Source organism: Enterococcus sp. BWT-B8 (assembly GCF_020567625.1).
In the GTDB taxonomy this organism is placed as follows: domain Bacteria; phylum Bacillota; class Bacilli; order Lactobacillales; family Enterococcaceae; genus Enterococcus_L.
In genome coordinates this window covers 60,115-85,847 of the sequence record NZ_JAJDJV010000001.1, presented here as the reverse complement: position 1 = coordinate 85,847, position 25,733 = coordinate 60,115, and the positions used below count along the sequence as shown (strand labels likewise).

Annotated in this window: 26 protein-coding genes and 1 pseudogene; 5 read left to right on the top strand and 22 right to left on the bottom strand. The window is 38.5% G+C overall.

The annotated features are described in order from the left end of the window. Positions 1–255: 255 nt before the first annotated feature. The gene (locus LI951_RS00385) at positions 256–1,035 is read right to left on the bottom strand and encodes a TrmH family RNA methyltransferase (protein ID WP_229440920.1); all 780 of its coding nucleotides are present in this window, start codon (positions 1,033–1,035) and stop codon (positions 256–258) included. 110 nt (positions 1,036–1,145) lie between these two features. Between LI951_RS00385 and LI951_RS00380 the strand changes: the two genes are divergently transcribed. The 3 genes from LI951_RS00380 to yidC are packed head-to-tail and all read left to right on the top strand — an operon-like array spanning position 1,146 to position 2,572. Beyond that, positions 1,146–1,421 carry an acylphosphatase gene (locus tag LI951_RS00380; protein ID WP_202065826.1) on the top strand — a complete coding sequence of 92 codons (276 nt, stop codon included), beginning with the start codon at positions 1,146–1,148 and terminating at the stop codon, positions 1,419–1,421. Between the two features lie 57 nt (positions 1,422–1,478). Beyond that, positions 1,479–1,643 (top strand): hypothetical protein, encoded by a 165-nt coding sequence (locus LI951_RS00375; RefSeq protein ID WP_202065824.1) that lies wholly within the window; start codon positions 1,479–1,481, stop codon positions 1,641–1,643. Continuing rightward, entirely contained in the window at positions 1,640–2,572 is a 933-nt protein-coding gene (yidC, locus tag LI951_RS00370) for a membrane protein insertase YidC (protein ID WP_202065822.1), read from the top strand. Before LI951_RS00375 ends, yidC begins: the two co-directional genes overlap by 4 nt. Positions 2,573–2,673: 101 nt before the next feature. On the opposite strand, the gene LI951_RS00365 is transcribed toward yidC, so the two are convergent. From LI951_RS00365 to LI951_RS00305, 13 genes are all read right to left on the bottom strand, one after another. Then, entirely contained in the window at positions 2,674–3,645 is a 972-nt protein-coding gene (locus LI951_RS00365; RefSeq protein ID WP_229440919.1) for a serine hydrolase domain-containing protein, read from the bottom strand. 496 nt (positions 3,646–4,141) lie between these two features. Next, positions 4,142–4,324, bottom strand: coding sequence for a hypothetical protein (locus tag LI951_RS00360; protein WP_229440918.1), 183 nt, complete (start codon positions 4,322–4,324; stop codon positions 4,142–4,144). An 88-nt stretch (positions 4,325–4,412) separates the two neighbouring features. Further along, positions 4,413–6,497 (bottom strand): glycine--tRNA ligase subunit beta, encoded by a 2,085-nt coding sequence (glyS, locus tag LI951_RS00355; RefSeq protein WP_229440917.1) that lies wholly within the window; start codon positions 6,495–6,497, stop codon positions 4,413–4,415. Between the two features lie 2 nt (positions 6,498–6,499). After that, a complete protein-coding gene (glyQ, locus tag LI951_RS00350; RefSeq protein WP_202065818.1) occupies positions 6,500–7,408 on the bottom strand; it encodes a glycine--tRNA ligase subunit alpha in 909 nt (302 codons plus the stop codon). 1,262 nt (positions 7,409–8,670) lie between these two features. Continuing rightward, positions 8,671–9,450: a DNA repair protein RecO gene (recO, locus tag LI951_RS00345; RefSeq protein WP_229440916.1), complete on the bottom strand. Its 780-nt coding sequence runs from the start codon at positions 9,448–9,450 to the stop codon at positions 8,671–8,673. Between the two features lie 192 nt (positions 9,451–9,642). Beyond that, positions 9,643–10,545, bottom strand: a complete 903-nt coding sequence (gene era / locus LI951_RS00340; protein ID WP_229440915.1) for a GTPase Era — start codon at positions 10,543–10,545, stop codon at positions 9,643–9,645. A 118-nt stretch (positions 10,546–10,663) separates the two neighbouring features. Continuing rightward, a complete protein-coding gene (locus LI951_RS00335) occupies positions 10,664–11,065 on the bottom strand; it encodes a diacylglycerol kinase family protein (RefSeq protein WP_202066202.1) in 402 nt (133 codons plus the stop codon). After that, on the bottom strand, positions 11,049–11,528 hold the full coding sequence (ybeY, locus tag LI951_RS00330; RefSeq protein WP_202065814.1) for an rRNA maturation RNase YbeY: 480 nt from the start codon (positions 11,526–11,528) through the stop codon (positions 11,049–11,051). Before ybeY ends, LI951_RS00335 begins: the two co-directional genes overlap by 17 nt. Further along, a complete protein-coding gene (locus tag LI951_RS00325; protein ID WP_202065812.1) occupies positions 11,528–13,726 on the bottom strand; it encodes an HD family phosphohydrolase in 2,199 nt (732 codons plus the stop codon). Before LI951_RS00325 ends, ybeY begins: the two co-directional genes overlap by 1 nt. A gap of 29 nt (positions 13,727–13,755) precedes the next feature. After that, entirely contained in the window at positions 13,756–14,667 is a 912-nt protein-coding gene (locus LI951_RS00320; RefSeq protein ID WP_202066200.1) for a PhoH family protein, read from the bottom strand. A gap of 408 nt (positions 14,668–15,075) precedes the next feature. Further along, positions 15,076–15,525, bottom strand: coding sequence for a GatB/YqeY domain-containing protein (locus LI951_RS00315; RefSeq protein ID WP_229440914.1), 450 nt, complete (start codon positions 15,523–15,525; stop codon positions 15,076–15,078). A 25-nt stretch (positions 15,526–15,550) separates the two neighbouring features. Beyond that, on the bottom strand, positions 15,551–15,727 hold the full coding sequence (gene rpsU / locus LI951_RS00310; RefSeq protein WP_002356740.1) for a 30S ribosomal protein S21: 177 nt from the start codon (positions 15,725–15,727) through the stop codon (positions 15,551–15,553). Positions 15,728–15,908: 181 nt separating this feature from the next. Continuing rightward, positions 15,909–16,337 carry a Fur family transcriptional regulator gene (locus LI951_RS00305; RefSeq protein ID WP_202065810.1) on the bottom strand — a complete coding sequence of 143 codons (429 nt, stop codon included), beginning with the start codon at positions 16,335–16,337 and terminating at the stop codon, positions 15,909–15,911. 93 nt (positions 16,338–16,430) lie between these two features. On the opposite strand from LI951_RS00305, the gene LI951_RS00300 reads away from it, so the two are divergent. Further along, positions 16,431–17,276 (top strand): pyruvate, water dikinase regulatory protein, encoded by an 846-nt coding sequence (locus LI951_RS00300; RefSeq protein ID WP_202065808.1) that lies wholly within the window; start codon positions 16,431–16,433, stop codon positions 17,274–17,276. Positions 17,277–17,685: 409 nt separating this feature from the next. Here the strand turns inward: LI951_RS00300 and thrB are convergent, their stop codons facing one another. The 6 genes and pseudogenes from thrB to LI951_RS00270 form a co-directional block, all read right to left on the bottom strand. Next, positions 17,686–18,549: a homoserine kinase gene (gene thrB, locus LI951_RS00295; RefSeq protein ID WP_229440913.1), complete on the bottom strand. Its 864-nt coding sequence runs from the start codon at positions 18,547–18,549 to the stop codon at positions 17,686–17,688. After that, positions 18,546–19,604, bottom strand: coding sequence for a threonine synthase (gene thrC, locus LI951_RS00290; protein WP_229440912.1), 1,059 nt, complete (start codon positions 19,602–19,604; stop codon positions 18,546–18,548). The genes thrB and thrC overlap by 4 nt, the downstream gene beginning before the upstream one ends. 4 nt (positions 19,605–19,608) lie before the next feature. Continuing rightward, complete coding sequence (locus LI951_RS00285; protein WP_202065802.1) at positions 19,609–20,898, bottom strand: homoserine dehydrogenase; 1,290 nt, start codon at positions 20,896–20,898, stop codon at positions 19,609–19,611. 760 nt (positions 20,899–21,658) lie between these two features. After that, a pseudogene (locus LI951_RS00280) lies at positions 21,659–22,946 on the bottom strand (tyrosine-type recombinase/integrase). 243 nt (positions 22,947–23,189) lie between these two features. Then, positions 23,190–23,402 (bottom strand): type II toxin-antitoxin system YafQ family toxin, encoded by a 213-nt coding sequence (locus LI951_RS00275; RefSeq protein WP_202065800.1) that lies wholly within the window; start codon positions 23,400–23,402, stop codon positions 23,190–23,192. Further along, the gene (locus LI951_RS00270) at positions 23,392–23,646 is read right to left on the bottom strand and encodes a type II toxin-antitoxin system RelB/DinJ family antitoxin (RefSeq protein WP_202065798.1); all 255 of its coding nucleotides are present in this window, start codon (positions 23,644–23,646) and stop codon (positions 23,392–23,394) included. Before LI951_RS00270 ends, LI951_RS00275 begins: the two co-directional genes overlap by 11 nt. Before the next feature lie 143 nt (positions 23,647–23,789). Between LI951_RS00270 and LI951_RS00265 the strand changes: the two genes are divergently transcribed. Beyond that, positions 23,790–24,113 carry a helix-turn-helix domain-containing protein gene (locus LI951_RS00265; RefSeq protein WP_202065796.1) on the top strand — a complete coding sequence of 108 codons (324 nt, stop codon included), beginning with the start codon at positions 23,790–23,792 and terminating at the stop codon, positions 24,111–24,113. Positions 24,114–24,271: 158 nt separating this feature from the next. On the opposite strand, the gene LI951_RS00260 is transcribed toward LI951_RS00265, so the two are convergent. Together LI951_RS00260 and proC are read right to left on the bottom strand one after the other, a co-directional pair. Further along, the gene (locus LI951_RS00260) at positions 24,272–24,559 is read right to left on the bottom strand and encodes an ArsR/SmtB family transcription factor (protein WP_202065793.1); all 288 of its coding nucleotides are present in this window, start codon (positions 24,557–24,559) and stop codon (positions 24,272–24,274) included. A gap of 333 nt (positions 24,560–24,892) precedes the next feature. After that, on the bottom strand, positions 24,893–25,672 hold the full coding sequence (proC, locus tag LI951_RS00255) for a pyrroline-5-carboxylate reductase (protein WP_229440911.1): 780 nt from the start codon (positions 25,670–25,672) through the stop codon (positions 24,893–24,895). Positions 25,673–25,733 lie beyond the last annotated feature (61 nt).

The window sequence follows — 25,733 nt, the reverse complement described above, 5'->3', positions numbered from 1 at the left end:
ATTACATGTAGAAAGGAGCTGCTGACTGAGGATTCTCACCTCATTCCCTCTATTGAGTGCGTCTTAATTCATTATATTAAGAAACAACCTTGTTTAAGCAGAAGATGGCAGCATATAGATACTGCTCATTTTATTAGCAGAAAAACTTTGCTGCATAGAGAAATCGGTAATTTTTTTACCTCTCTTCTTTTTGGCTGCTCCGCTGTTTTTTTAACAAAACTTTATTTACTCGGCTATCTCCGCTGTTTCATTTCTTTACCGATATAATCCATTTGACAAATGATACATCAAAATTCCTGCTGCCACTGCTACATTTAAGGATTCCGCTTCCCCGCGAATCGGTATATAAATATTTTGATCGGTTTGATCTAATAACTCAGGACTCACACCCTGCCCTTCATTTCCCATAATCAGACAAGAATTCTGTTTCGGCGCAACAGAGGTGTAATGGACTGCTTTTTCATCTAGCTTGGTACCAAAAACAGGAATATTTTTGGATTTAAAGCTGTCAATCACCATTTCAATTTTCTTTCTAAGAACAGGTAAATGGAAATGACTGCCCTGCATAGCCCGTAAAACTTTACTGTTGTAAATATCTGCTGTCCCCTCACCAATAATCACCCCTGCGTATCCTGCCGCATCGGCCGTACGAATCATCGTGCCCACATTTCCCGGGTCCTGCACATTATCCAGTGCAAGCCAATGACCTTGAAGCTCATTTACTTCGACCTCATCCGGAATTGCTACAACGCCGATAATTCCCTGGGGAGTCGGCAGCTCAGACAAACTTTTCATAACATCCTGACTAACAAAAATCAGTTTTTCATCATCGTACTGACTTAGCCATTCTCCCCATTCTTTGCGTCCTCTCTCATCAAAAAGAATCCATTCAACAGGTGCTGAAAAACGAACAGCTTCTTCAACTAAGTGAAATCCTTCAATCACATATCGGCGGGCTTCTTCCCGGCCCTTTTTCTTATAAAGTTTTCTGATCTTTTTTATCAATTCATTTTTATTTGACATAATTTCTTTCATACTTCCACCTCGAAAGTATTATACCATTTTTTTTAATATTTATTGAAACTTGATATAGATTCAAAAAATCGTTATCATTAAGAAAATGAATAAAACAGGATGTGACAGTGATGAGAAAAGTTCGAATGAATGTCCAGGGAAGAGTTCAAGGTGTAGGTTTTCGATTTATGACTAAGATAGCTGCAGATCAATTGGGAATTACTGGAACAGTGAGGAATGAAGACGATGGATCGGTTTCAATTGAAGCAGTGGGATCTTTAGAAGCAATGGAAACATTTATTCAACAGGTCAAGGACTCACCTTCCCCTTCAGGGCGGGTAACTTACGTAGATATTCAGGATGATCCTCTGATTAACGACTATACCTCATTTAAAGTAACTAACTAGTATCTTCATACTAAGATTAATTACCTGTGCATAATAAGAGTAAAAAGGATGATAAAAATGGGACAACAAAAGCAGTACCCCGTTCGATTAAGCGAGAAAGAATATGACCAGTTAAATGTTTCACTAAAATTCACTTATGCTCAAGAATTATTATTGAAAAAAACTTTTTTTTCAAGTATAGTTAAATTTGTGCAAATTTTAGACGAAGGAAGAATTTTATGAAAAAATATAATAAGTGGTTATACAGTTCCGGCTTGGCAGCTCTAGTTGTTTTTCTTTCCGGATGTGTAAAAACCGGAAGTGACGGTCAACCTACCGGAGAAGGATTTGTCTATAATTTTTTAGTTCAGCCGATGAGCAGTCTCATTACTTATTTGGTTCAAAACTTTAACTGGAACTATGGTTGGGCAATTATTTTTATTACTGTTATTGCGAGAATCATCATACTTCCCCTTGGCTTATACCAGTCACGTAAAAGTATGGTCCAAACTGAAAAAATGCAGGTAATCAAACCTCAAGTTGATGCAGCACAAGCAAAATTAAAGCAGGCAGCAACAAGAGAAGAACAAGCTGCTGCTCAATTGGAGCTGCAGCAGGTTTATAAACAAAACAATGTCAGCATGATGGGTGGTATCGGCTGTCTTCCATTGCTGATTCAAATGCCGATCTTCTCTGCACTTTTCTTTGCCGCAAGATATACAGAAGGAATCAGCGAGGCAGACTTCTTTGGTATTAACCTTGGGCAGCCGAGCATCGTATTTGTTATTATGGCAGGTATCGCTTATTTAATTCAAGGCTATATTTCTACAATTGGCATTCCTGAAGAACAAAAGAAAACAATGAAATCAATGCTGATTGTCTCTCCGCTAATGATTGTTTTCATGTCTTTCCAGTCACCAGCAGGAGTAGCTCTTTACTGGGTAATCGGCGGGATTTTCAGTTGTATTCAGACATTCATAACCAACATTCTTTTGAAGCCAAAAATTAAAGCACAATTGGCAGAAGAGTTGAAAAAGAATCCACCCAAACAGGTAGTAACACCTATAAAAGATGTAACACCAACTGAGTCTCAAAATGTTTCATCTTCAAAAAAACAGCCGCAATATCCTTCCAAAGGCGGAAGAAATGCTGGAAAACAGCAGCGCAAATAAACAGGTACACCCTTGTCTGAATGTATCAGGCAAGGGTGTTTTAGCTTCTAGATCAGTCATTGATTTCTTCTGGAAATTTGCTGCTGAATAAAACTAGCTTCTTATTCGATCATCGGCTTCACATATTTTTCTATCAGCTCAATTCGGTCTCCAGTCTTCTGCTCAAACAGTCCCGTCAGGGCAATCACTGTTTTTTCTTTTGTATCAACATAAAGGATATCCCCTCCATCTCCCATTGCTGCAAATACTGAATCTGACAATACCCACCAGAGATAGCCATAAGATAAGCCGGCTTCTTTCCAATAGCTGTGTTTCTGAGTACTCTCTTCAACCCAGCGGGAAGAAACGATTTGCTTATTTCCCCATTTCCCTTCATTTAAATAGAGCTGTCCAATCTTCGCAAGATCCTGCAGAGTCAACGTTAAGCCCCAGCCAGCAGTATTTATACCCGCCGCATCTGAGACCCAGCCGCTGATCGTTCTTGATGCATAAAAAGCCATTTGTTCCTCTTGATTTTGAAAGATCAGATTCTTTTCAACTGTGATTCCCAGTGGTGAAAACAAATATTCCTTTGCGTAATCAAGGACTGACTTTCCAGCAGCATTTACGAGTATTCCTGACAAAATATCCGGCCCTACGAGTGGTGTATACCTGAATGTTCCACCTGACTCACTTTTACCCAACAAATCCAGTGCAAACTCTGAATAATTGCTGCTCATAAAATAGTCAATATAGGGTTCTTCCTGATAATTAAATGGAGCAGTCATTGTCAATAATTCTCTAATTTTAACCCTTTGAATAGATGTTTTATCCTTTTTTACAACATAATTCGGCAAAAACGCCAATATGTTTTGGTCAACACACTCAATTTCTCCTCTATCCAAAGCAATCCCGATAAGAATGGAAAGGATACTTTTCGTCACTGAAAAAACATGGATCGGGTTTTCTTCTGTACAATCATTAAAATAAGTTTCATAAAGTATTTGTCCGTTTTTCAAGACTATTATTCCAGCCGTATTTTGGTACCCCTGTCTAATAACCTGTTCCAATTCCGTTATTTTCTTCTGATTCATATGATTTCCTCCTTTGTTCGAAGGCGCCTTCAACTAAAGGATAAGGCCATTAAAAATCATTTTCAACCCCTATTTAAAAAAAGTTTCAAAAAATGAAAATTGTTTTTTTATATAAAAATTATCCTCTTAGAAACCATTGATTTAATGCCTATTGATACTCCTTTACAGACGATACATCCTTTCAGCTCAAAAAAATAGTCAACCTCACAGTTGGATAATTTGATCTAAAACTCTTTCCTCATTTTGACAGATTCCGCGCTATATCCTAAAGTCTCATAAAAGCTGACAGCATGATGGGTCACTGAAGAAACATTTTAACGAGATTCTCTGATATCCCTGCTCTTTTTCCCATTACTCGGCCTGATCCATCATCTCTTTTCCAAAACACCGACCTTCCATCTCCTCTACAATACAGATATAGGAAATATCTCCCTATTTGTTTCCAGTAATCCAATCTATTTCTTCCAACAGCTCAATGAAGCCGATCACCCGTTCCTCAACGATAAGTACCGACAGCTGTCTTTACTGTTTTCATTTCATTTAGTCTGAGCCTCTTTAAGCCATTTTCTTCGAATTCAATACAGTCAACCTTTGCAGGAAGTTCAACACCCGATAATCGTTCTGCCAAACAAACCAAAAACTTTTTATCTGCGGCCAAGTTATATTTTCTTAGCCCCAAATAAATCACTTCCTTTACCTGTTGCTGATAAATTTAAACATAGAAAACAGCCGGATGAATTCACAATCCGGCTGTATGTGTTCACTTGTTATTTTACATTCAGCAAATCCAAACTTGCCAGTGACAGAACCATTTTGGCAATACGATTCAATTCTGCCAGTCTGTTTGTTCTCACACAATCATCTTCAACCATAACCATAGTATGATCAAAGTAATTTTCAATCATGGGTTTTAAGCTGACCAATGCCAGATAGTTTTCGACCATTGTATTTGTCGCGAAGTCTTCTTCTACTTTATTTACTGCTTTATGCAATGCTTTTTCTGATTCATTCTCAAAAAGCTGCTCATCCACTGTTATGCTTTCTTGTACAAGAAGCTCCTGACCTTTTCTGACTAGATTCAAAACACGTGTTAGAGCTTCCATTGAAGGACGAAAATCCGAATCAGCCAGATGCTCTCTAATAATCATGGCAGAAGCGAACAGCTTCATCAGATCTCTTTGTTCCGAAGAAATAACTGCATCAATAATATCATGCCGAATATCTTTGGTTAACAACAGCTGACGTAAACGAGCTTTGACAAAATCAATCACTTCATTCTGACCGCTCGCCAGCTGAATACCAAATCTCGTCATATCAGTATTAATCGTCTCATCAATTTCTTTCTGCAGCTCAATCAACGGAAATTGCCAGTTTCTATTTTCAACAATTCGGACAATTCCATAGGTTTGTCTGCGTAACGCATAAGGATCGTTTGACCCGCTTGGTATCATTCCTGCTGCGAAGAATGTCAGAACACTATCCAGTTTATCTGCAATGGCCAGAACAGCACCGACAGAAGATTCTGGAAGTTCTCCCTCACTTGATGTCGGCATATAATGTTCACGAATTGCATGAGCAACTTCTGCTTTTTCTCCTTTCAGCAAGGCATACTTTTCACCCATAATTCCTTGAAGCTCAGGGAACTCACCGACCATATTTGTTACCAAATCAAATTTATAAATTTGAGAAGCACGGTTTAAATCATCCAATTCAGTTTCAGAAAGTCCGACATTTTTTCCAATGATGCCGGCAATCACTGATACACGCTGCATTTTCTCATAAATTGATCCTATTTTTTCGTGGAACGTCACATGCTTCAGTTTATTCACGCAACCGTCAATAGACAATCTTTTGTCTTCATTATAAAAGAATTCCGCATCTTCCAATCTTGCAACCAGGACTTTTTCGTTCCCTCTTATCACATTTTCAAGGTGGACATTATTTCCGTTTCTGACAGCAATGAAATGCGGAAGCAGCATTCCGCGGTCATTTCGAATCTCAAAATAGCGCTGATGCTCTTTCATGGAAGTCACCAGAACTTCGTCAGGAACGGATAAATATTTTTCATCAAAATCCCCAACGAAAGCTGTAGGATATTCCACCAGATTGTTCACTTCTTCCAGCAAATCAGCATCCATAGTCAAAACCCACTGATTTTTTTCTGTCAGTTTTTCTGCTTGTGCTACAATCATTTCCTGTCTTTTCACAGGATCTGCAATAACAAACTGTTCCAGAAGCTTTTCTTCATACTCATCCGCATGAGACAAAGCTGTATCATCACCAAGAAAACGATGACCTCTTGAAACTCTTCCCGTTTCAACATCTAAAATGGAAAACGGAATGACTTCCTCATCCAGCAATGCCACTACCCAGTGAATAGGACGAATATATTCAAAATCATAATCCGCCCAGTGCATAGTTACCGGGAAAGTCAGACTCAAAATGACCTCTTTAAGGTCCTTCAAAACTTCTTTAGATTCCTTGCCATGAACATACTTTGTCACATAGACATATTCCACTCCATTCACTTCACGAAACGTAATTGCATCTGTTGACATGCCCTGACCACGAACGAATCCTTCCGCTGCTTTTGACCAGTTCCCGGACTCATCCTGTGCAATCTTTCTGGCAGGTCCTTTTACTTCTTCCTGTGTATCCTCTTGTTTTTCAGGAATACCTGTTACATGAACCGCCAAACGTCTCGGAGTTGAAAAAGTCTGTACAGATTCATACCCAAGGTTATGCTCATCTAAAAACTTTACTATTTTTTCTTCCAGCTGTATACGGCTAGGTGTCACTACATGAGCCGGCATTTCTTCCAATCCGATTTCCAGTAATAAATTATTTGCCATCCTTATTCAGCTCCCTTCTCTGATCGTTCTTTATTCAGTAACGGATAACCCAGTTTCTTTCGTTCAGCAACAAAGATTTTTGCAACAGATTTTGCCATATTTCGAATTCGAGCCAAGTATCCGGCACGTTCGGTTACAGACACCGCTCCTCTGGCATCCAGTAAATTGAAAGTATGGCTGCATTTTAAAATATAGTCATAAGCTGGGTGCACCAGATTTTCATCAATACAGCGCTTCGCTTCTCTTTCAAATCTATCAAAGTTTTCCAAAAGCATGTCCTGATTGCTGATTTCAAATGAGTACTTAGAGTGTTCGTATTCAGGCTGTTTAAAGATTTCTCCATATTTGACACCCTCAGTCCACTGCAGATCATACACACTTTCAACTTCCTGAATGTAAGAAGCCAGACGCTCTAACCCATACGTAATCTCAGCAGTTACAGGTTGGCAAGGTAAGCCGCCTACTTGCTGGAAATAAGTAAACTGCGTGATTTCCATTCCGTTCAGCCAAACTTCCCAGCCCAAGCCGGCACAGCCCATGGACGGATTTTCCCAGTTATCCTCTACAAAACGAATATCATGTTCCAACGGTTCAATCCCCAACAGACGCAGACTTTCCAGATAAAGTTCCTGAATATTTTCCGGCGACGGCTTCATCACAACCTGAAACTGGTGGTGCTGGTACAAACGGTTTGGATTCTCGCCGTAACGCCCGTCAGCTGGTCGACGTGACGGCTCTACATAGGCTGCGTTCCACGGTTCCGGTCCGATCGCCCGCAAAAAAGTATAGGGACTCATCGTTCCTGCCCCTTTTTCCGTATCATACGCCTGCATCAGCATACAGCCATTTGATGACCAAAACTTCTGAAGCGTGAGAATCATGTCTTGTACCGTTAATTTTTGGTTATCCATTCTTTTTCCTCCTAAATATAATATAATCGTCTTCTCTCTATTGTTTTCAGGAATCATTCCATGAAAAAATCCCTATGCCTCCAGAGAGACATAGGGACGAAAAATATTCGCGGTTCCACCCTACTTCTGATTTCAATAACCAGCAGCTTCATTTCCTGTACTCAAAAGTGCCTTTCAAAAGGAATGACTTTCGGCTCACACTCTCCCGAAATCGCTGTCTGCTCAAAAACCTTTTTACTTCTCTTTTTCAACGTACTTATTTCATTACTCTTTATAATAAGGGGTTCGTTTTCAGTTGTCAAATCATTTTTTATTTTGGAAAAATTTTTCTCGAAAGGTATTTCACTCTAAAAATCAATATGCTCCTATTCAGTATTCAAACGGAAAGCCGACAAGCTGTTTGAATAAAATAAACCTCATCCTATTGCTCTGACTAAATTATAAATTACAATAAAAGATCGGCTATACATATACATGATGTTCAATGGTAAAAAAATTTTAACCTGTATGCTTCAATGACAAGAACGAACAGCCGTGAAATCGCCAATGCTTTTCCAAATAGAGGCGTTTGTATCGAAAAATCGAACAAGGTCCTTCAATTCTTAATGGCTTTGCCATTTAGAAATTGATGAGATCGAAACGAAGTCCTTCAATTCTTAATGGCTCTGCCGTTTAGAAATTGATGAGATCGAAACAAAGTCCTTCAATTCTTAATGGCTCTGCCGTTTAGAAATTGATGAGATCGAAACAAAGTCCTTCAATTCTTAATGGCTCTGCCGTTTAGAAATTGATGAGATCGAAACGAAGTGTAGTGTAGTATAGTGTAGTGAGACTCGTAGATACAAAAATTTTCCATAGTAGAAAGTCAGTTATCAGAATGGTATGCAATATTCTGATAGAGGATAAATGGATCAAATTTTATATCCTTATTTATTAGGAGTTTGTTCCTACATTTCTTCGAATACTCGTCCCATGTCTTTTAATCGTATAAGACTGCTATATGCACAGCCTCAATAAGTATTCCTTGAATAGGAGCTACCCTATCTAGGGGCATTAGCAGAACTGTATGCGAACGATACTCTTTGAATGTGAAGCATTTCTCCTTAATTGGAGCAGCTGCTAATTTATATTGGCGCATATCCAGCCGTCTCATATGTAATACTACTGGATATGCTGTATATTTCTTGGATTAGAAACCTAGCTTAGACTTAATTCGGTCGATATACTATGCTTGTTGAAAAAATCAGTTCCATCCCTAAAGCTCAATCTGTTTCACGTTCCTTTTTCAATGTATTTTCCCAGGTTTTCATCTGGTCAATAAATTTTTTACTCTTCAAATGTATCCCTACATATTCATCGTACAGCTCATCAATAATTTTTCTGATTTCAGCTTTTGTCTGAGTATTCAGCTCGATTTTATTAAGCTTCTCATAGGAAACTGCCGAAAACAGCCGGATAAAATGTATGGCTCTGGGGTTCCCATGATATCTCTGCGAATCCATCTGCCAGTGCTGCTCACATAGCACACCACTATATTTGGAAGAATAATCAAATTTTCCCTTTGTCTGACCGCAGACCCGACAGCTCTGCCAGTCAATGGAAATACCAAAGCGATGAAGAATTTGCAATTCATAAATATTAGTGATAATCTCAGGATCTTTTTCTTCATCAATAAGCTCAAGCGCCTGCAGCGTAAATGAGAACAATCCCGGATCATAGACACGATCTTCAACGGCTGTATCTGCCAGGTTAAGAATATAGGTAGCATAGGCATTGAGAAAAATATCCTGCTGAATCTTGAAAAATGGTTTAACCTCTTTACTGCCGTTAATGAATGACAAGCCTTCTGACCTGAAATCACCTATGTATACTGCCTGAGTAAATGGAAGAATAGCCGGAGTGATAGGATTGTTCTTGCGATGTGCCCCCTTAATAAAGAACATTTGTTTTCCAAAAGATTCAGTAAAAATTTTCACAAGTTTATCCTTTTCTTTATAGTCTCTTGTAAAAAGAATGAGTCCTTTGCTTTCTCCTAACGCCATAAACCAATCCCTCCTCTCATCGTTTCATTTTAGCAAAATCATTAAAAAAAGAACAGTTTATTAGTAGCAGCCAAAGGAATATACGATCAAAAGAAAAAAGAGAGGGAGCATACCAAAAGTTCCCAACTCTCTTCGTATCTACCCCCGAATAAGCGGCGGGATAAACACTTCATTTAAATTTTCGATAATCGTTTAGTAGTCATCCTTACGATAACCAAAGTCCTGCAGATAGATTTTTTTATCACGCCAGTCTTTCTGAACCTTAACCCACAGTTCCAGATAAACTTTATCATCTAGCAGATGTTCAATATCTCTGCGGGCTTTTGTACCAATCTGCTTCAGCATTTTTCCGCCTTTTCCAATAATAATTCCTTTTTGACTGTCCCGTTCTACGATGACAGTGGCCTGAATATGGACTTTATCATTTTCGTCCCGCTTCATTGAATCCACAACAACTGCGACAGAGTGAGGAATTTCATCTCTGGTCAAAAGCAATACTTTTTCTCTGACAAGCTCTGAAACAATAAAGTATTCCGGGTGATCTGTTACCTGATCCTCTGGGAAATACTGCGGTCCTTCCGGCATTTTTACAATTAATGTATCCATCATTCGCTCTACATTGTTTCCTTCTGTTGCCGAAATAGGAACAACTTCTGCAAATTCCATTTGATTGGAGTAGTCTTCAATGATTCCCAACAGCTCATCTGGATGAACCTTATCAATTTTATTAATAATTAAAAAGACCGGTGCCTGTTGATTTTTAAGACGCTCAATAATAAAGTCATCACCTTTGCCGCGTTTTTGATCGGCACTGATCATGAACAGCACTGCATCCACTTCCCTCAAAGCGCTGTAGGCAGTCTCCACCATAAAATCTCCTAATCGATGCTTAGGTTTGTGAATCCCTGGGGTATCAATAAATATCAGCTGTGCTTCCGGTACTGTATAAACTCCCTGAATTTTATTTCTAGTTGTTTGAGCCTTATCGCTCATAATAGCAATTTTCTGACCGACAATTCGATTTAACAATGTCGATTTCCCCACATTCGGTCTGCCTACAATAGCCACAAATCCTGATTTATGTGTTTCTGTCATGTATTTTCCCCTTGTCTTCTCTATTTTGATTTCGTAGTACTTATTATTATGATGATGTCTCAAGTGCAGAAAGAGTTATCTGCATATATAATCTGTTTATATAATTACCAATCAATGTTTAAAGAAAATCCTTTAACAAACCCCAGAATTTCGGTAAAAAGATAATCAGTCCGACGAACATAGAGAAAAGTGCAGTAATCAGCACAGCGCCTGCTGCCATATCTTTAATTTTTTTCCCAATAGGATGAAAATGAAAATCTGTAACCATATCTACTACATTTTCAAATGCAGTATTGATAATTTCAACAACAAATACCAGAAAAATACTAAGAATCAGCCAAAGCCATTCTCCTGCAGATAACTTAAAAACGAAGCCGAAGATAACTGCTGCAATCGCCGCAAGCAGATGTGTCCGCATATTTCGTTCTTCTTTGAAAACCGTACGAATTCCCTGAAGTGCGAATTCTAGAGACGCAACAAAGTGTTTATTTTTTTCTGTCTGTTTATCTTTCAAGTCCATAGGCATTCAGTATCTCTTTCTGTAAGTCGAACATCTCTTTCTCATCTGCTTCATTCATATGATCATAGCCGTTTAAATGCAGAAATCCATGAACTGCCAAAAAACCAAGTTCTCTTTCAAAGGAGTGTCCATAATCTGCCGCCTGCTCCTCTGCACGTTCAATCGAAATCATAAGATCTCCAAGATTTCTTGGGAATAGGGCGCTTTCTTCCTCATCAAAGATTATCGGCATCTCACCAGCGCCTTCTTCTTCCAGTGCAAAGCTGATTACATCTGTCGCTGTATCTTTTCCACGATAATCTCTGTTGATTACACGAATCTCTTCATTATCCATAAAGGTCACAGATAATTCTGTATCTTCAGAAATTTCCAGAAAATCTGCTGCAAACTGCAGCAGATTTTCCACCTCCTCCACATGATCGGCGGAGACCTTCTCTGTTTTATCAATAAAAGTAATATCCATTAAACCTCTCTCTTTTCCTGTTCATCTTTCATTTTTTCAGCTTCAGATTTCATTTTAGGATATTTGATTCTGGAATGGAACGTACTGCAAAGACCGTTAATCAGCGATTTTTCCACTTTACGAATTTCCCGCATTGTCAATCCGCACTCATCAAGCTGACCATCAGAAATTCGTTCCTGAATAACAGAATGAACAAACTCTCTAATTTTTTCATTTGTCGGGTTGCTCATTGCCCGAACAGCCGCTTCACAAGTGTCTGCAATATTAACTATTCCTGCTTCTCTCGTTTGAGGCTTAGGACCCGGATATCGAAAATCGACTTCCAAAGTTTCTGGATTACGCTCCTTTTCTTTCATATAAAAGAACTTCATAAGTGTTGTTCCATGATGCTGCCGACAAATGTCAATAACCATTTCAGGCATGTTATACTCTTCCAAAATCTTGGCTCCATCAATCACATGACCAAAAATAATTTGCTTACTGTCTTCCGGCAGAAGGAAATTATGCGGATTTTCAGCCCCGGCAGGCAGATTCTCAACAAAGAAATTCGCATGCTTCAGCTTTCCTATATCGTGATAATAACAGGCTACACGAGTCAATAAGGAACGTCCGCTGATTTCAGCCACTGCATTCGCACTCAAACTTGCTACCATCATACTGTGATGATAAGTTCCCGGAGCTTCTTCCAGCAGCCGTTTTAACAGAGGATGATTCGGATTACTCAATTCATTCAACACAATCATACTATCATCCGTGACAATCAATTCAATATATGGGTGCAGACCCATTGTCAATAAGAACGCAAGAACACTTCCTGCCAGAGCAGAAATCAGCATTGTCCATGTTTTTCCATCCAACAAACCCATCCCCTGATAAATAGCCAGAATAAAGTTCATAAAGATCGGCATTAAAATGACCCAGACAGCAGCACTCCACCCTTGTTGACTAATACGTGTTCGATTGACTACAGCTGCCAGTGACCCGGCAAATAGATAGGTTACCAAAATAATAGTTAATGTGTTGGTACCTATAGAATCATAAAATACAAAGAGTGCAAACAGCACCTGAAAGACTGCTGACAAAATTCCCGCACGGCGATTTACAAAAAAGCTGAGTACCAGCGGAACAAATGCAGCAGGGAAAAATAATGGAATATAAAGCAGCTGTTCACTTTGGAAAAGCTGGAAAAACTTCATCAATAGAATACTGATGGACATGGCACTCACATAAAAAAGAATAAAGGAGCGCCTGCTTTCTTCCTTGCTTATCTGCTTTGAGAAAAAGATCAGTACAATCACTTGGAATAAAATTGTCAAGGTAAGTGCTACGATCGGAAAAACCGAAGGATTTTGGTTTGTCATTCCCAGCAGTTTCAGTTTTTCTATAGCTTTTGCATCAATTTGAGTTCCTTCACGAACAATAATTTCACCCTGATAGATCATTACCGGCTGTACAGCATTACGAGCTGCCTGTCTTAACTCATCAGTTTTCTTTTCATTTGGAAAATCATTTGCAACAATCCCTGCATTTACCACATAGCGAATCTCCTGCTGCATCATTGAGGATACATCAAGAAACTGAATTTTGTTAATGGCTTTTTGTCGTATCTCAGAAAGTTCATTTTCACGAACATGATTCTGCATTGTCTCATCAATAATTTTCAAACTTTCTGTTTTTACCACATCGATTTGTTCACCGGTCAGATTAAAAATATTTTGATAAAAAACACTTGGAAATGATTGGTACAGTGTCACTTCATCCTGATTCAGCTTTTCAAATTCTGATTTTAACGCAGCTACACGTTCTTCATTCGTCGGCTGAGGAATGGTTTCATCCTTTTTAGCTTCTGATTTCTCTGTTTCATAAGCTTTATCTATTTTTTCGTTTGCCGTATAAATCAATGCAAAAAGCTTTTCTATCCGTTCATACTGAATATCAGCTGTATCCTCTTGAAAAATATATTCAGGAGTGACTGCTTCTGCAGCCAGTTTCTTTTTTTGTTCCGTTTCATATGTATTTTCAATATTCTTATTCGCACGAATCGTTGTATCTGCAAGTTGTCCCTCTTTAATAGCTATCTTCTTCTCGTAAACACTTCCAAACACAACACCAAATATCAAAATTGAAAAAACAACGAGTAAGGTGGGAATAAATGTCTTACCCAGCTTATCACGTACTTTAAGCAGCCATTGCTTCAAAAGAAAATCGCTCCTTCCTTTAAAAATTTTTAAGAGTTATTTTTCTCTTCATCATATGCGCGAATAATCTCTGCCACGATTGGATGTCTTACTACATCCCCTGTCTCAAAATGAACAAACGAGATTTTATTAATCGTTCTCAATGTCCGCTCTGCATGAACAAGTCCGCTAACAACACCTCGGGGCAAATCGATTTGGCTGGTATCCCCATTAACAATCATTTTTGATTGAAAGCCCAGACGTGTCAAAAACATTTTCATTTGAGCAACAGTCGTATTCTGTGCTTCATCCAATATGACAAATGCATCATCTAACGTCCGCCCTCTCATATAGGCTAGCGGTGCAATCTCAATCACATTTCGCTCCATCAGGCGATTCGTATGTTCCACACCGAAAATTTGATACAGCGCATCATAAACAGGTCGAAGATACGGATCGACTTTTTCCTTCAAATCACCTGGAAGAAAGCCAAGATTTTCTCCTGCTTCGACAGCCGGACGAGTTAAAATAATCTTCTGAACCTGCCCTTTTTTTAAAGCAGCTACAGCCATCACCACAGCTAAGTATGTTTTCCCGGTTCCAGCCGGACCTATTCCAAATACAACATCATGATTTTTGATGGCATCTATATATTTCTTCTGTCCAGAGCTTTTGGGACGGATTGATTTTCCGTAATGATCTTTTAGGATTTCTTCTTCGTACATTGCTATGAATGCATCAAGCTGCTGATTCTTAGCCATTTTTAACGCAGTCACTACATCAGGAGTGCCTATTTTGATTCCCCGACTAATCAGTGTCTGAAGTGAACGAAAAACAGAGCCTACAATCTGAACATTTTCTTCCTGTCCTATAATTTGGATAACTTCTCCCCTGGTATTGATGATTACGGCACCATTCTCTTCTAAAAATTTTAAGTGTTTGTCATGTGTGCCAAACAGCATGCTCGCATCATCAGTATCTGTCAATTTAATTTCTATAGAAATTTCACGATTTCCATTTTCTGTCAAAAAAAGTCCAGCTCCTTTTATTTACATTCCTAGTAATGATACCATATTCTTCTTCCATAAAAAAGAAGCAGTCATTGTTGATTAAAAAAACTGTCATTCTCTTCTAAGATAGTCAAAAGACATTAGGTCAACAACCATGATAAATAGAATGTTCTTTTAAACATTTAACAGCAAAATAATAAGATTAAATTATTAAGCTCTGCAGAAAAACCAAATGAATGCTCTCAATTTACTATCTGACACTCCGATCATATCAGCTGAAAGAAACAGTGAGCAAGTCCTGCATTTTTTATAAAAATAGAAAAAACAGCTGGAAACGAAAGCTCCCAACTGCTTTTCTGCTTAATTCTTTTGTAATAGCTCTTTGACCATTGCATTTACTGAGTTACCATCTGCTTTACCTTTTATCTGCGGCATCACTGCACCCATCACTTTCCCAAACTCTGCTTGAGAAGTCGCTTCGGTTTTTTCAATGGCTGCTGTCACAATCTTCCGAAGATCCTCTTCAGAAAGCTGTTCCGGCATATATTTCTCAACAATTGCAATTTCAATTTTTGCTTTCTCGACTAGATCTTCACGTCCCGCTTTTTCAAACTCCATTAAAGAATCTTTTCTCTGCTTCATCTCACGAGATAAAACAGTTAATTCTTCGTCTCCGTTCAAATCACGGCCTACGTTGATCTGCTCATTTTGAATGCCGGTCTTCAACAAGCGCAGAACAGCTAAAGAATTTTTGTCCTTCGCTTTCATTGCTGTTTTAATATCGTCATTCAAAGTTGTCAATAATGACATGCAACCAGCTCCACTTCATCAGAAACTAGAATTTTTTGCGTTTTCTAGCAGCTTCTGATTTTTTCTTGCGTTTTACGCTTGGTTTTTCGTAGAATTCACGTTTACGAGACTCTTGCAGAGTACCCGCTTTTGAAACGGAACGTTTGAAGCGACGAAGAGCGTCATCAAGAGATTCGTTTTTACGAACGACAGTTTTTGACATTGTAATTCCCTCCCTCCGGGCTTAAAAAGTAACCGTTTTTCTTATTTATAAAGTAAATTCATAAATAGAATACTGTCCTTTTTACATTATAGCTAATGCACATTTTATCGTCAACCTCTGTAATGAAAAATTGACGAAAATATTTTATTTATTCAAAATTCTAACCTGTTTTTTCTGAAAATCATTGACAGTTTTCACATCTTCCAAGAATTTCAAATCGATGTCCTTCTATACTGCAGCCATTCAGCTGCTCTTCAAAGTACTGCATCGGACACATATGAATTTCCTTTGTTTTTCCGCAAACCACACAGATAAAATGGTGATGATGCTCAAGTTCATGGCTGCAGTGAAACCGATATTTCTTTTCTCCATTTAGATCGGTTGTTTCAAGCAGCTCCATCTCTTCAAAATCATGCAGATTCCGATAAATCGTGTCGTAGCTCACGCCCTTATACTCCCCATTCATGAACTCATAGACTTCTTTTGCAGATATGTATCGATTCCTTTTTATCAGATATGTAATAATGGCTTCTCTTTTTTTTGTATATTTCAGACCATGCTCCTTCATAGTTTCAAGTGACTGTTCTACCTTTGATTTAACTTGGCTCATACTTTTGCTCCTTCTAAATCGAAATTATTACGAACTATCTCCTAAGTTGTATGGTATAATAATCTCAGAAAAAAATCAAGAAAGGTTGTTTTTATGGAAAATACTGAAAAGAAAACAGTTACTATTTTTGTTATTTCTGATTCAGCAGGTGAGACTGCTTCAAAACAAGCTGCTGCCATCATGGCTCAGTTCCCAACCGTGGATTTTTCTTTGTACAGAAGAACTTTTGTCAAAGAAAAGGATAAGCTTGAACAGGCGCTTGAAGAAGCTAAAAATGAAAATGCAATGATCCTGTACACAATTATTAGTAAGGAGCTTGTAAAAACAGCAACAGATTTCTTTGAAAAAAATGCACTTTATCATTTTGACATTCTAACCTCTCCTATTGAAGAGATTGAACGCTTTACGGGGATCTCCAGAAGCGGTGAAGCAGGTGCTCTGCACCACTTAAATGAAAATTATTTTAATCGGATTGAAGCAATGGAATTTGCGGTTAAATACGATGATGGTAAAGATCCTCGTGGGTTTCTTGAAGCAGATGTTTTACTGCTGGGTGTTTCAAGAACATCAAAAACTCCATTAAGTCTATTTTTAGCGAATAAAAACTTGAAGGTTGCTAATCTTCCGTTAATCCCAGAAGCACATCTGCCAAAAGAATTATGGGAAATGGACCCGAAAAAAATTGTAGGGCTTACAAATGATCCAGAGATCTTGAACGGCATCCGGAAAGAGCGAATGAGAGCTTATGGTTTGCCCGCAGATACTTCCTATTCGGATATTGAAAAAATCCGGAAAGAACTGACTTATGCTGCGGATCTTTACAAAAAACTTGACTGCGTAACAATTAATGTAGCCTCTCTTTCAATTGAAGAGACTGCTGCAATGATTTTAAATGCTTTGCATTTGGAAGATCACAGCTACTATTCCGCAGAAGAATAAAAATTATGGTTGTATGATATTTCGTGCTGGTAGAGAATTCCTTGAGAATCTCTACCAGCACTTTTTTGGGAAAGGAGTGCTTCATTCCATGAAAAATCAACTTTTTATGCACATGCTCATTGGCTATATTTCAGGGTTCTCAAGAAATAAAGCAAGCCAGTTTGACATTCGGCATAACTAACTTTTCCAAATTAGTGGCGTTTTTTCCCTTTCCACTATTATTGTACTATAATTTCTCGCATTCATCCTTCAGGCTGAATGAGCTTGCGAATTCATGTTTATTCGACGTAAAGTAAAAATTATTCGTCCACTTGAACACAAAAAGACTGAGAATGAAGTCGTCTCAAAAAGTTAAATCAAACCTGTACCTTTTCGAAACCGACTTGTCATTCCAGTCTTTTTTACTAATCTAGAATACCTGGACACCTTCCTGATCAACCGACAACAGATGAATGGAAGCCTCCATTGTTAATTTTTCAAGTTCTTTAATCATCTGGTCTGTCTTATCTTCTGGAGATAGAACTAGAACTGTCGGTCCTGCTCCACTTAGAAAGGCACCATAAACACCTACTTGATGAGCCAGAGTGCGTATTTCAGTTAAATGAGGAACTAGATGCTTTCTATGAGATTCATGCCAGCGATCCTTTTCCATCATGGCACCGGCTAGCGGCAGATTACCATTCAAAATAGCGGCAATCATCACATTTGCAATGGAGCTGGCCTGGACTGCTGCCTGATAAGACATTGTTTGAGGAAGTACCTCGCGGCTTTCTTTTGTCAGCAGCTCACGATCGGGAACATAAGCAATCACATCACACATCGGAAAATGATGTTTAACATAACGCACTTCCCCATCTACATAGCTGGCTACTACAAAATCACCACATATAGCCGGAGCTACATTATCAGGGTGGCCTTCTATCTCTGTCGCAATCTGGACCTTATCTTTTTGCGACAAATGCATGCCGCCTAAACGATTCGCCAGTTCAATGCCGGCAACAATTACACTGGAGCTGCTGCCCAATCCTCTTGCTAATGGAATATCCGATGTCATCTTCAACCGCTTTGGTGATAATTTAGGATTCACCTTTAATGCTGTTTGAATCAGCAAATTTTTTTTATCCCTGGGGATTTCCTCACCAAGCGAGTGCTCAATCTCCCACTCTTCTGTATCTTTCACAATTTCAACACTCAAGAACTGGGACAGCGCAATGCCGCAGGAGTCAAAACCAGGTCCTAAATTAGCACTGGTCGCCGGAACTCTTATCTTCATAAACTAGCCACTCCATCACGTAAATGAAGACGCATTTCTTCGAGATCACTCATTTTTGAGATCGATACATCTACTACATTCAGTGCAGTATCCGGATCTTTCAAGCCGTTTCCGGTAAAGACAGCTACAACCGTTTCACCTTGTTTTATTTTTCCGGATTGAACATGCTGAATAACTCCCGCCAAAGATGCTGCTGAACCTGGTTCGATAAATACACCGTCCTGTGCAGCTACTTTGCGATAGGCATTTAAAATTTCTTCATCTGTCACACTGTCAATGTATCCTTTTGATTCATCTCTCGCTGCTTCAGCCAGTTTCCAGCTGGCTGGATTGCCGATACGGATCGCTGTTGCCACTGTTTCAGGCTGTTCGATGACTTCTCCTTTTACGATTGCCGCAGCTCCTTCTGCTTCAAAGCCGTGCATCCTTGGAAGAAGAGTTCCTTTCACATCATGCCATTCTTTAAACCCTTTCCAGTAAGCAGAAATATTACCGGCATTCCCAACAGGAATTGCAAGTACATCCGGAGATTTGCCCAACTGTTCGCAAACTTCAAACGCTGCTGTTTTCTGCCCTTCAAGACGATAAGGATTCACTGAATTGACTAATGCCACTGCTTCTGTTTGTGCAATATCTCTAACAGCCTTCAGCGCTTCGTCAAAGTTACCCGGAATAGAAATAATATCGGCACCGTAAATGATCGCCTGAGCCAGTTTTCCCATCGCAATCTTCCCATCAGGAATAATAACATAGGCTTTGATTCCGGCACGTGTCGCATAAGCTGCCGCTGCTGCACTGGTATTTCCTGTTGATGCACAGATAATAGCTTTCGCTCCGTCTTCAACAGCCTTTGCTACAGCCATAACCATACCGCGGTCCTTAAATGAACCAGTAGGATTTAATCCTTCATATTTTCCGTAAAGAGTAATTCCAAGCTCTTTTGATAAATTATTTAATGGAATTAAAGGCGTATTGCCTTCTGCCAGAGAAATCATCGGTGTTTTCTCAGTAATCGGTAAGTACTCTTTATATTGTTTTAGTAATCCTTCGTACATTGTATCATCCCTCCAAAACTTTCAACGTATTCAACAGCTCGAAATCTGAAACAGCTTCTATTTGATCTGTTACTTTCAGCATCTGTTCTTTCGTAATCGTATGTGTAATCAACACGACCTTGGCGCGAGTCCCATCAGATTTCTGTTGAAGCATCTGATCCAGACTTACGTTTGCTTCAGCCATCAGCTTGGTTAGAAGTAAAATTTGTCCCGACTTGTCAGGAACTTCGATTGAGAAGTAATATTTCCCAAAAATTCCGTCATTGTCTGTTAATTTTGTCTCATGCTGATATTCATTAAACATATGACCCGTTGTCCCCAGATTCATATTTTTTGCAATTGTAATGATATCGCTGACAACACTTGTTGCAGTTGGTTTTGCTCCTGCTCCCGGTCCGTAATACATAGATTCTCCTACACCGGCACTGTTAATAAATACCGCATTAAATTCATTCCGTACAGAAGCCAAAGGATGTGATTTAGCTACCAGCATTGGGCCCACTTCAACAGCAATCCCGCCATTGCTTTTTTCAGAAGAACCGATCAGCTTAATTTCATACCCTAAATGAGACGCTATTGACACATCATCGGAAGTAATTCCTCTAATCCCTTTTTTGTCAACCTGATCCAGTGCAATGTTCATTCCAAACGCAAATTGGCTGAGAATGACCATTTTGTATGCTGCATCAATCCCGTCTACATCATTTGTCGGATCAGATTCAGCGAAACCTAAATCCTGTGCTTCTTTCAACGCTTGCTCGTAGGATTTCTTTTCCGACAGCATCTTTGTCAGCATATAGTTGGTTGTCCCGTTCACAATCCCAAGAACCTTCTGAATATCATCAGCTGCAAGACTATTTGCTATTGTTCGCAGAATGGGTATCCCCCCGGCAACACTGGCTTCATAATACAAATCACAATGATTTTCCTGTGCCAACGCCACAAGCTCACTGCCATGTTGAGCCAACAAGTCTTTATTTGCCGTAACGACATGCTTGCCATTCTTAAGCGCTCTTGTAATAAAAGTTTTAGCCGGTTCTACTTTTCCAATCAGTTCCACAACAATGCTGATTTCCGTATCATTGATGATTTCCTCAACATCCGTAGTCAGATCAATATCAAATCGTTCAGACTGATATTGTTTTTCCTTTTCATCACGAACAAGTGCTTTGCTGATAACTACTTCCATCCCTGTCACCTGAGAAATCTTCTCACGATGCTCCTGAAGGATTGTTGGAACACCGGAACCTACTGTTCCCAGTCCCAGTAAACCGATTTTCAACTTTTCTTTCATAATTTTATTTCCCCCAACTAATTAATGTGTATATGGATAGTGAAAAATGAAACAGGCTGTTCAATCTGCAAACCAGGCATCTTCTTCTTTCCAATTATAAACAGACCTGATTTTCAACAGAACCTGCTGTCCTTTTAACGATATTTAAAATGAGAAACGTTTCATTTTTTTCTCATAAAATATGTATCTAGTATACCTAACCGATAAATAAAAAACTAGCCTTTTCTCCTAATTTCTCACTAAATTAAAAGAAAAAACCAGCTTAAACTGATTACTTGAGAACACTAAAAAGTTTGTGACAGAATTTTATTTATCTTGGGCTGCCAGTTCTATTAGCGTTTCGACCAAATTAAAAATAAGTTATGTTTCTAGTCCATGAAACATGCAGTCAGAACGAGAGCCACTCGGCAAAGAACACCAATTTCAACCCTCCTTTTTTACTTCCTTCCAGAGGATGAATTATGGTATATGTGTAGGACAATCAAATGAATTAGCAATAATTCATTCCTATGTTAAAAGCTTACTCCTACGCTTCTTTGAATACTCGTCGCAGGTCTTAATAGTTGTGCTGTATGCGAAACAACGCTCTGATGAATGGGTAGACATTCAAACTTGAATAGACAATAAACAACTGTATAGGCAGAAGTCCAGCTTCTAGCACCAAACAGATATCATCATCCTCTATTCTGACAAATCAATCATAGTGATTTACTACACAGTTTATTCTATATTAAAACAAATCGTTCCCACTCCAATGCTGTTATAAAAGATCTGTAACCCTTGGTATAACAGCACTTTTAGGGGTTGTTTTTATTTCTGGAGACATTTTTGGAGACAATGCCTTTTATTGCTTGATTGCCATTGAAATAGAAAAATTTCTGCTGGGCTGTTTTTATGGCAATTCTTCCCGTCATATCAAGTGCAAGCTCCTTATCGGCTCCTGCCCACATATGAGCATAGTGTTTTAAGGTAATATCTGGTGAAGAGTGCCCTAGCCGTTTTGAAATGACCAATACATTAGCATTTAGCTCATTGATTAAGTAACTAGCATGAGAATGGCGTAGCCCTTTAGCCTGAATCTCTGGCACACCAGCTTCTTTAGCGTATTTCTTAATGTTTCTTGAAAGGGTTGATTTCATCATAGAAGCACCATCATAGCTGAAGATGAAATCTGTCGTAATACCTATATCAAGCTGTCGTTTTTTTCAGACTTTTAAGATTTCAATTGTGTCATCATCTAGCGTGATAATACGACTTCCAGCTTCAGTTTTAGTGTAGTTTTGGCGATGCCAATTCGTTTTTGATTTAAGCTTCAACATATGGCTAACTCGCAGTTCCTTTTTTGAAAAATTAACGTCTTTCCACCATAGAGCACAGCCTTCATTCACTCGAACACCTGTATTAAAATAGACCCATAACATCACAAAGATAAGGTGGTCGTAGAAATCCTCTATATAGATAGTCGTAATGACTTTTTCAAAGTCGTTCTTTGTCCAATATTCTACATGAGCTCTACCTTTTGGAATAGCTTTCACTTTACTTGCAACGTTTACATTCAAATACTGTAAATTTACAGCAAATTCTCATGTTTTCTTGAATGTTCCATAAGATAAGCTTGCGTATGCTTGTGAGTAGTTAACGCCTTTTTTAGAAAGAAGCCATGTTCTAAAGTTTTGAGCATCCTGAACGGTCAAGTCACGAAGTTTCTTCTTTCCAAAACGTCTTACAAGCACATCTAACATAGGTTTTCGGGATTCAAAGGTACTCTCTTGAACATCTGATTCATAAAAAGGGATGTAATCCTGCTTCATGAACTGTCCATAAGTAATGTTGTGGTTTGAGAAGCCATTATTTTGCAAATAAAGGTTCATAAATCTAGTTGCCTCAGTATAAGCTTCTTTAGCTGTTTCAAACTTCCTGCCGTTTTCAAAGCTTTGAGACTTCGCTTTAACTCGTTTACCCGTAATTCTATCAATTCCCAAACTAATCTCATAATAAAATTGTCCTTGGGTATTAACATATACCCCTTTGAAATTTGTTTTTGCCATATCTAAATCATCCTCCGATTTAGATAACGTTACACCTAGAATTGCTTGTACCAGCAGACTAAATATAGCCTAGGCCTTATTATACAACGGAAACTATAATGTTACTATAACTGAAGTTGATTTGTTCTGAGAAACGAAAAGAGTACCCCTTAGAACTCAAAAGGTACTACTTTAAGTATTCCTAAAAACTTGGTCGTGTGAGCCAGTTGCAAGTAGCCACAATTCTAAACAACCATTATCGATTCAATAAACTAGTAACCAATCCTTTTCAATATGCAATTCTCGTAGACCTTGTTTATTTCCTTTTAAGGCATGGTCTTTATAAATACATACCAGTTGCTCAGTGTCTTGACTAAATAGCAAATCAAGAACTACCTCGAATTTATCCATGTCATAATGTTTTTTCTTTAAAGCCTTGTAGTTGCGTTCAAATGTGGGAGCTGTTCTAATCTTCATTGTTTAGTTCTTCCATCAGCTCTTGTTTGTTATTAAAGGTCTTGTAATTGCCACTTTCAATTTCTTTTAGTGCTTGAGATAAATCGTCTTGACCTAGAGATAACGTGAATGGAATAGCTTGTTCCTTAACAACCTTAGTTAAATAAATTTTGATTCCAGTGGAGAGATCCATGCCGATATCGTTAAAAAACTTAGCAGATTCTTCTTTTAATTCGTCGTCTAATCGCAAGTTTAACTGTGCCATATTCTCAACCCCTTTCTTACAACTATTATAGCATCATCGTATATACGTTGTAAAGCGTTGTGAGCCAATATAACTTAATGTATACCAGCTTTTTTGGAGCTAGAGAATGAATACAAGGAGACGCTTATTACTGATACTGTTAGATGGAACAAGATATTTTGAGTAATCTTGGAAGCGAGGTTAGGAAGCTAAGAGCAGCTAAAAAAATGACACAACGGGAGTTAGCTGAGGTTTGTAATTTAAGCCTTCCGTTTATTAACTTAATTGAAAATAATAAGAGAAACGTGTCTCTGGAGACGCTAGTGAAGTTATTATCTGCTCTTGAGGTTTCTTTAAGTGATTTTTTTCTACCGTTTTCACAGACAGATGAGAGTTTAACTGTGCTACTGCATTTACTTCTAAAATCACCAAAAAAAGCCCAGTATATTGAGCTTTTCACTCAAATACTGAAGCTTTCAGAATTATAAAACTCTGCCTAGTAAAAAAATCTTGGCAGAGTTATTTTTTTGGAGACAATCTCGGAGACAGTTCAAGTCGCTTTAACTGATTTCAAACAATTCTAACTAACTCCAAATGCTATTAAATCAAGGATTCTAGGCGTACATTCCCCCTAACTATTATTCCCTTAGTGATGACTAATATGTTCAAAGGTCTGCGTTAAAATATCAATAACATGATGATCGTCTAATGAGTAATAAATGGTTTTCCCATCTCTTCTTGATTTTACAACACGGCTTTGTCTCAGCAGCTTCAATTGATGAGACACTGCTGACTGCTCCATGTCAAGTTCTGCAGCTATCGCCGTTACATTTAATTCACCTTTTTTCAAAACAAGTAAAATACGTAATCGTGTAGGATCACTTAATACTTTATACAGCTGACTGACTTGTTGAATTTCTTCGGTTAACTCCATAACTCTCAACTCTTTCCGTGAAGTCGGGACGAAAGCATTTATCTTCTGACAGTAAGAAGAAATTCACTAAAAAAATTCATTTATTTTAGTGACCAGATGGTATTGTTCAACATCCATTTTATTTATAAAACAGTGTCTCTCAACAATTTCGTTTATTATCGAAGGAACTGCTTCTGTGCCGCCGTTAATTCGGTTTTCATATTTTGTAAAACCGGAAACTGTTTTTTACTGCTCTTATAAGATTTTTTACTTTGAATAGTTCAAACCGCTCTCAGCTTAACAGCTGAAGGATAGGATAACAAAGTTTTTGCGTTTTTCAATATAAATTGTTATCTATGCATTATTTGCCTGTCTTACTGCATCAATGACCGCATAACGAAATCCATTTTTTTCTAAAGCGGCAACTCCTTTAATGGTGGTTCCTCCCGGAGAAGTTACATCATCTTTTAATTCAGCCGGATGTCTTCTGGATTCTATCGCCAGTCGAGCCGTCCCAAATATCATCTGTGCGACAATCTCATAGCTGAGGGCTCTTGGCAGGCCTTCCATTACAGCTGCATCACCCAAAGCTTCCATAAACACATCTACAAATGCAGGACTGCATCCCGCCACTGTTCCGACAGTTCCAAGAAGATCTTCTGGAACTTCCACCACTTTTCCAAGGCTTTCCAAAATCTTTTTAGCCGCTTCCTTTTCTTCTTTCGGCAAATTATCTGAATAAGCTGCACCAATCATTCCTTCATTTACGCTGACTGGGGTATTGGGAATAGCATGAACAACATAGCTTTCATTCCCTAAAACTGCCTGAGCCTCTGCTATTGTATGTCCGGCGGCAACCGAAATCAGCACGGTGTCTTTAGACAGAAAGGGAGCGAGCTCTTTCAATACATGCAAAACAATTTTTGCACCAGTTGCGATAAAAATCAGTTTACAGTTTTTAAACTGCTCGTAGTCAGGAATCAGCTGAAATTTAAGTTTTTTCTGAAGTTTTTCTGCTGTGCCGCTGGAACCGCCCTTCACAAAAAGATGTTTAGCGGAAACAATTTTTACTTTGAGCAAGCCCTCAATCATTGCACCGCCCATTTGTCCTGCGCCAATAAAACCAATATTCATTTTGTTGCTCCCCTTTCTTACTGCATATGTATAAATTAAGAAAGCCTCTGCTGGAAAAGTA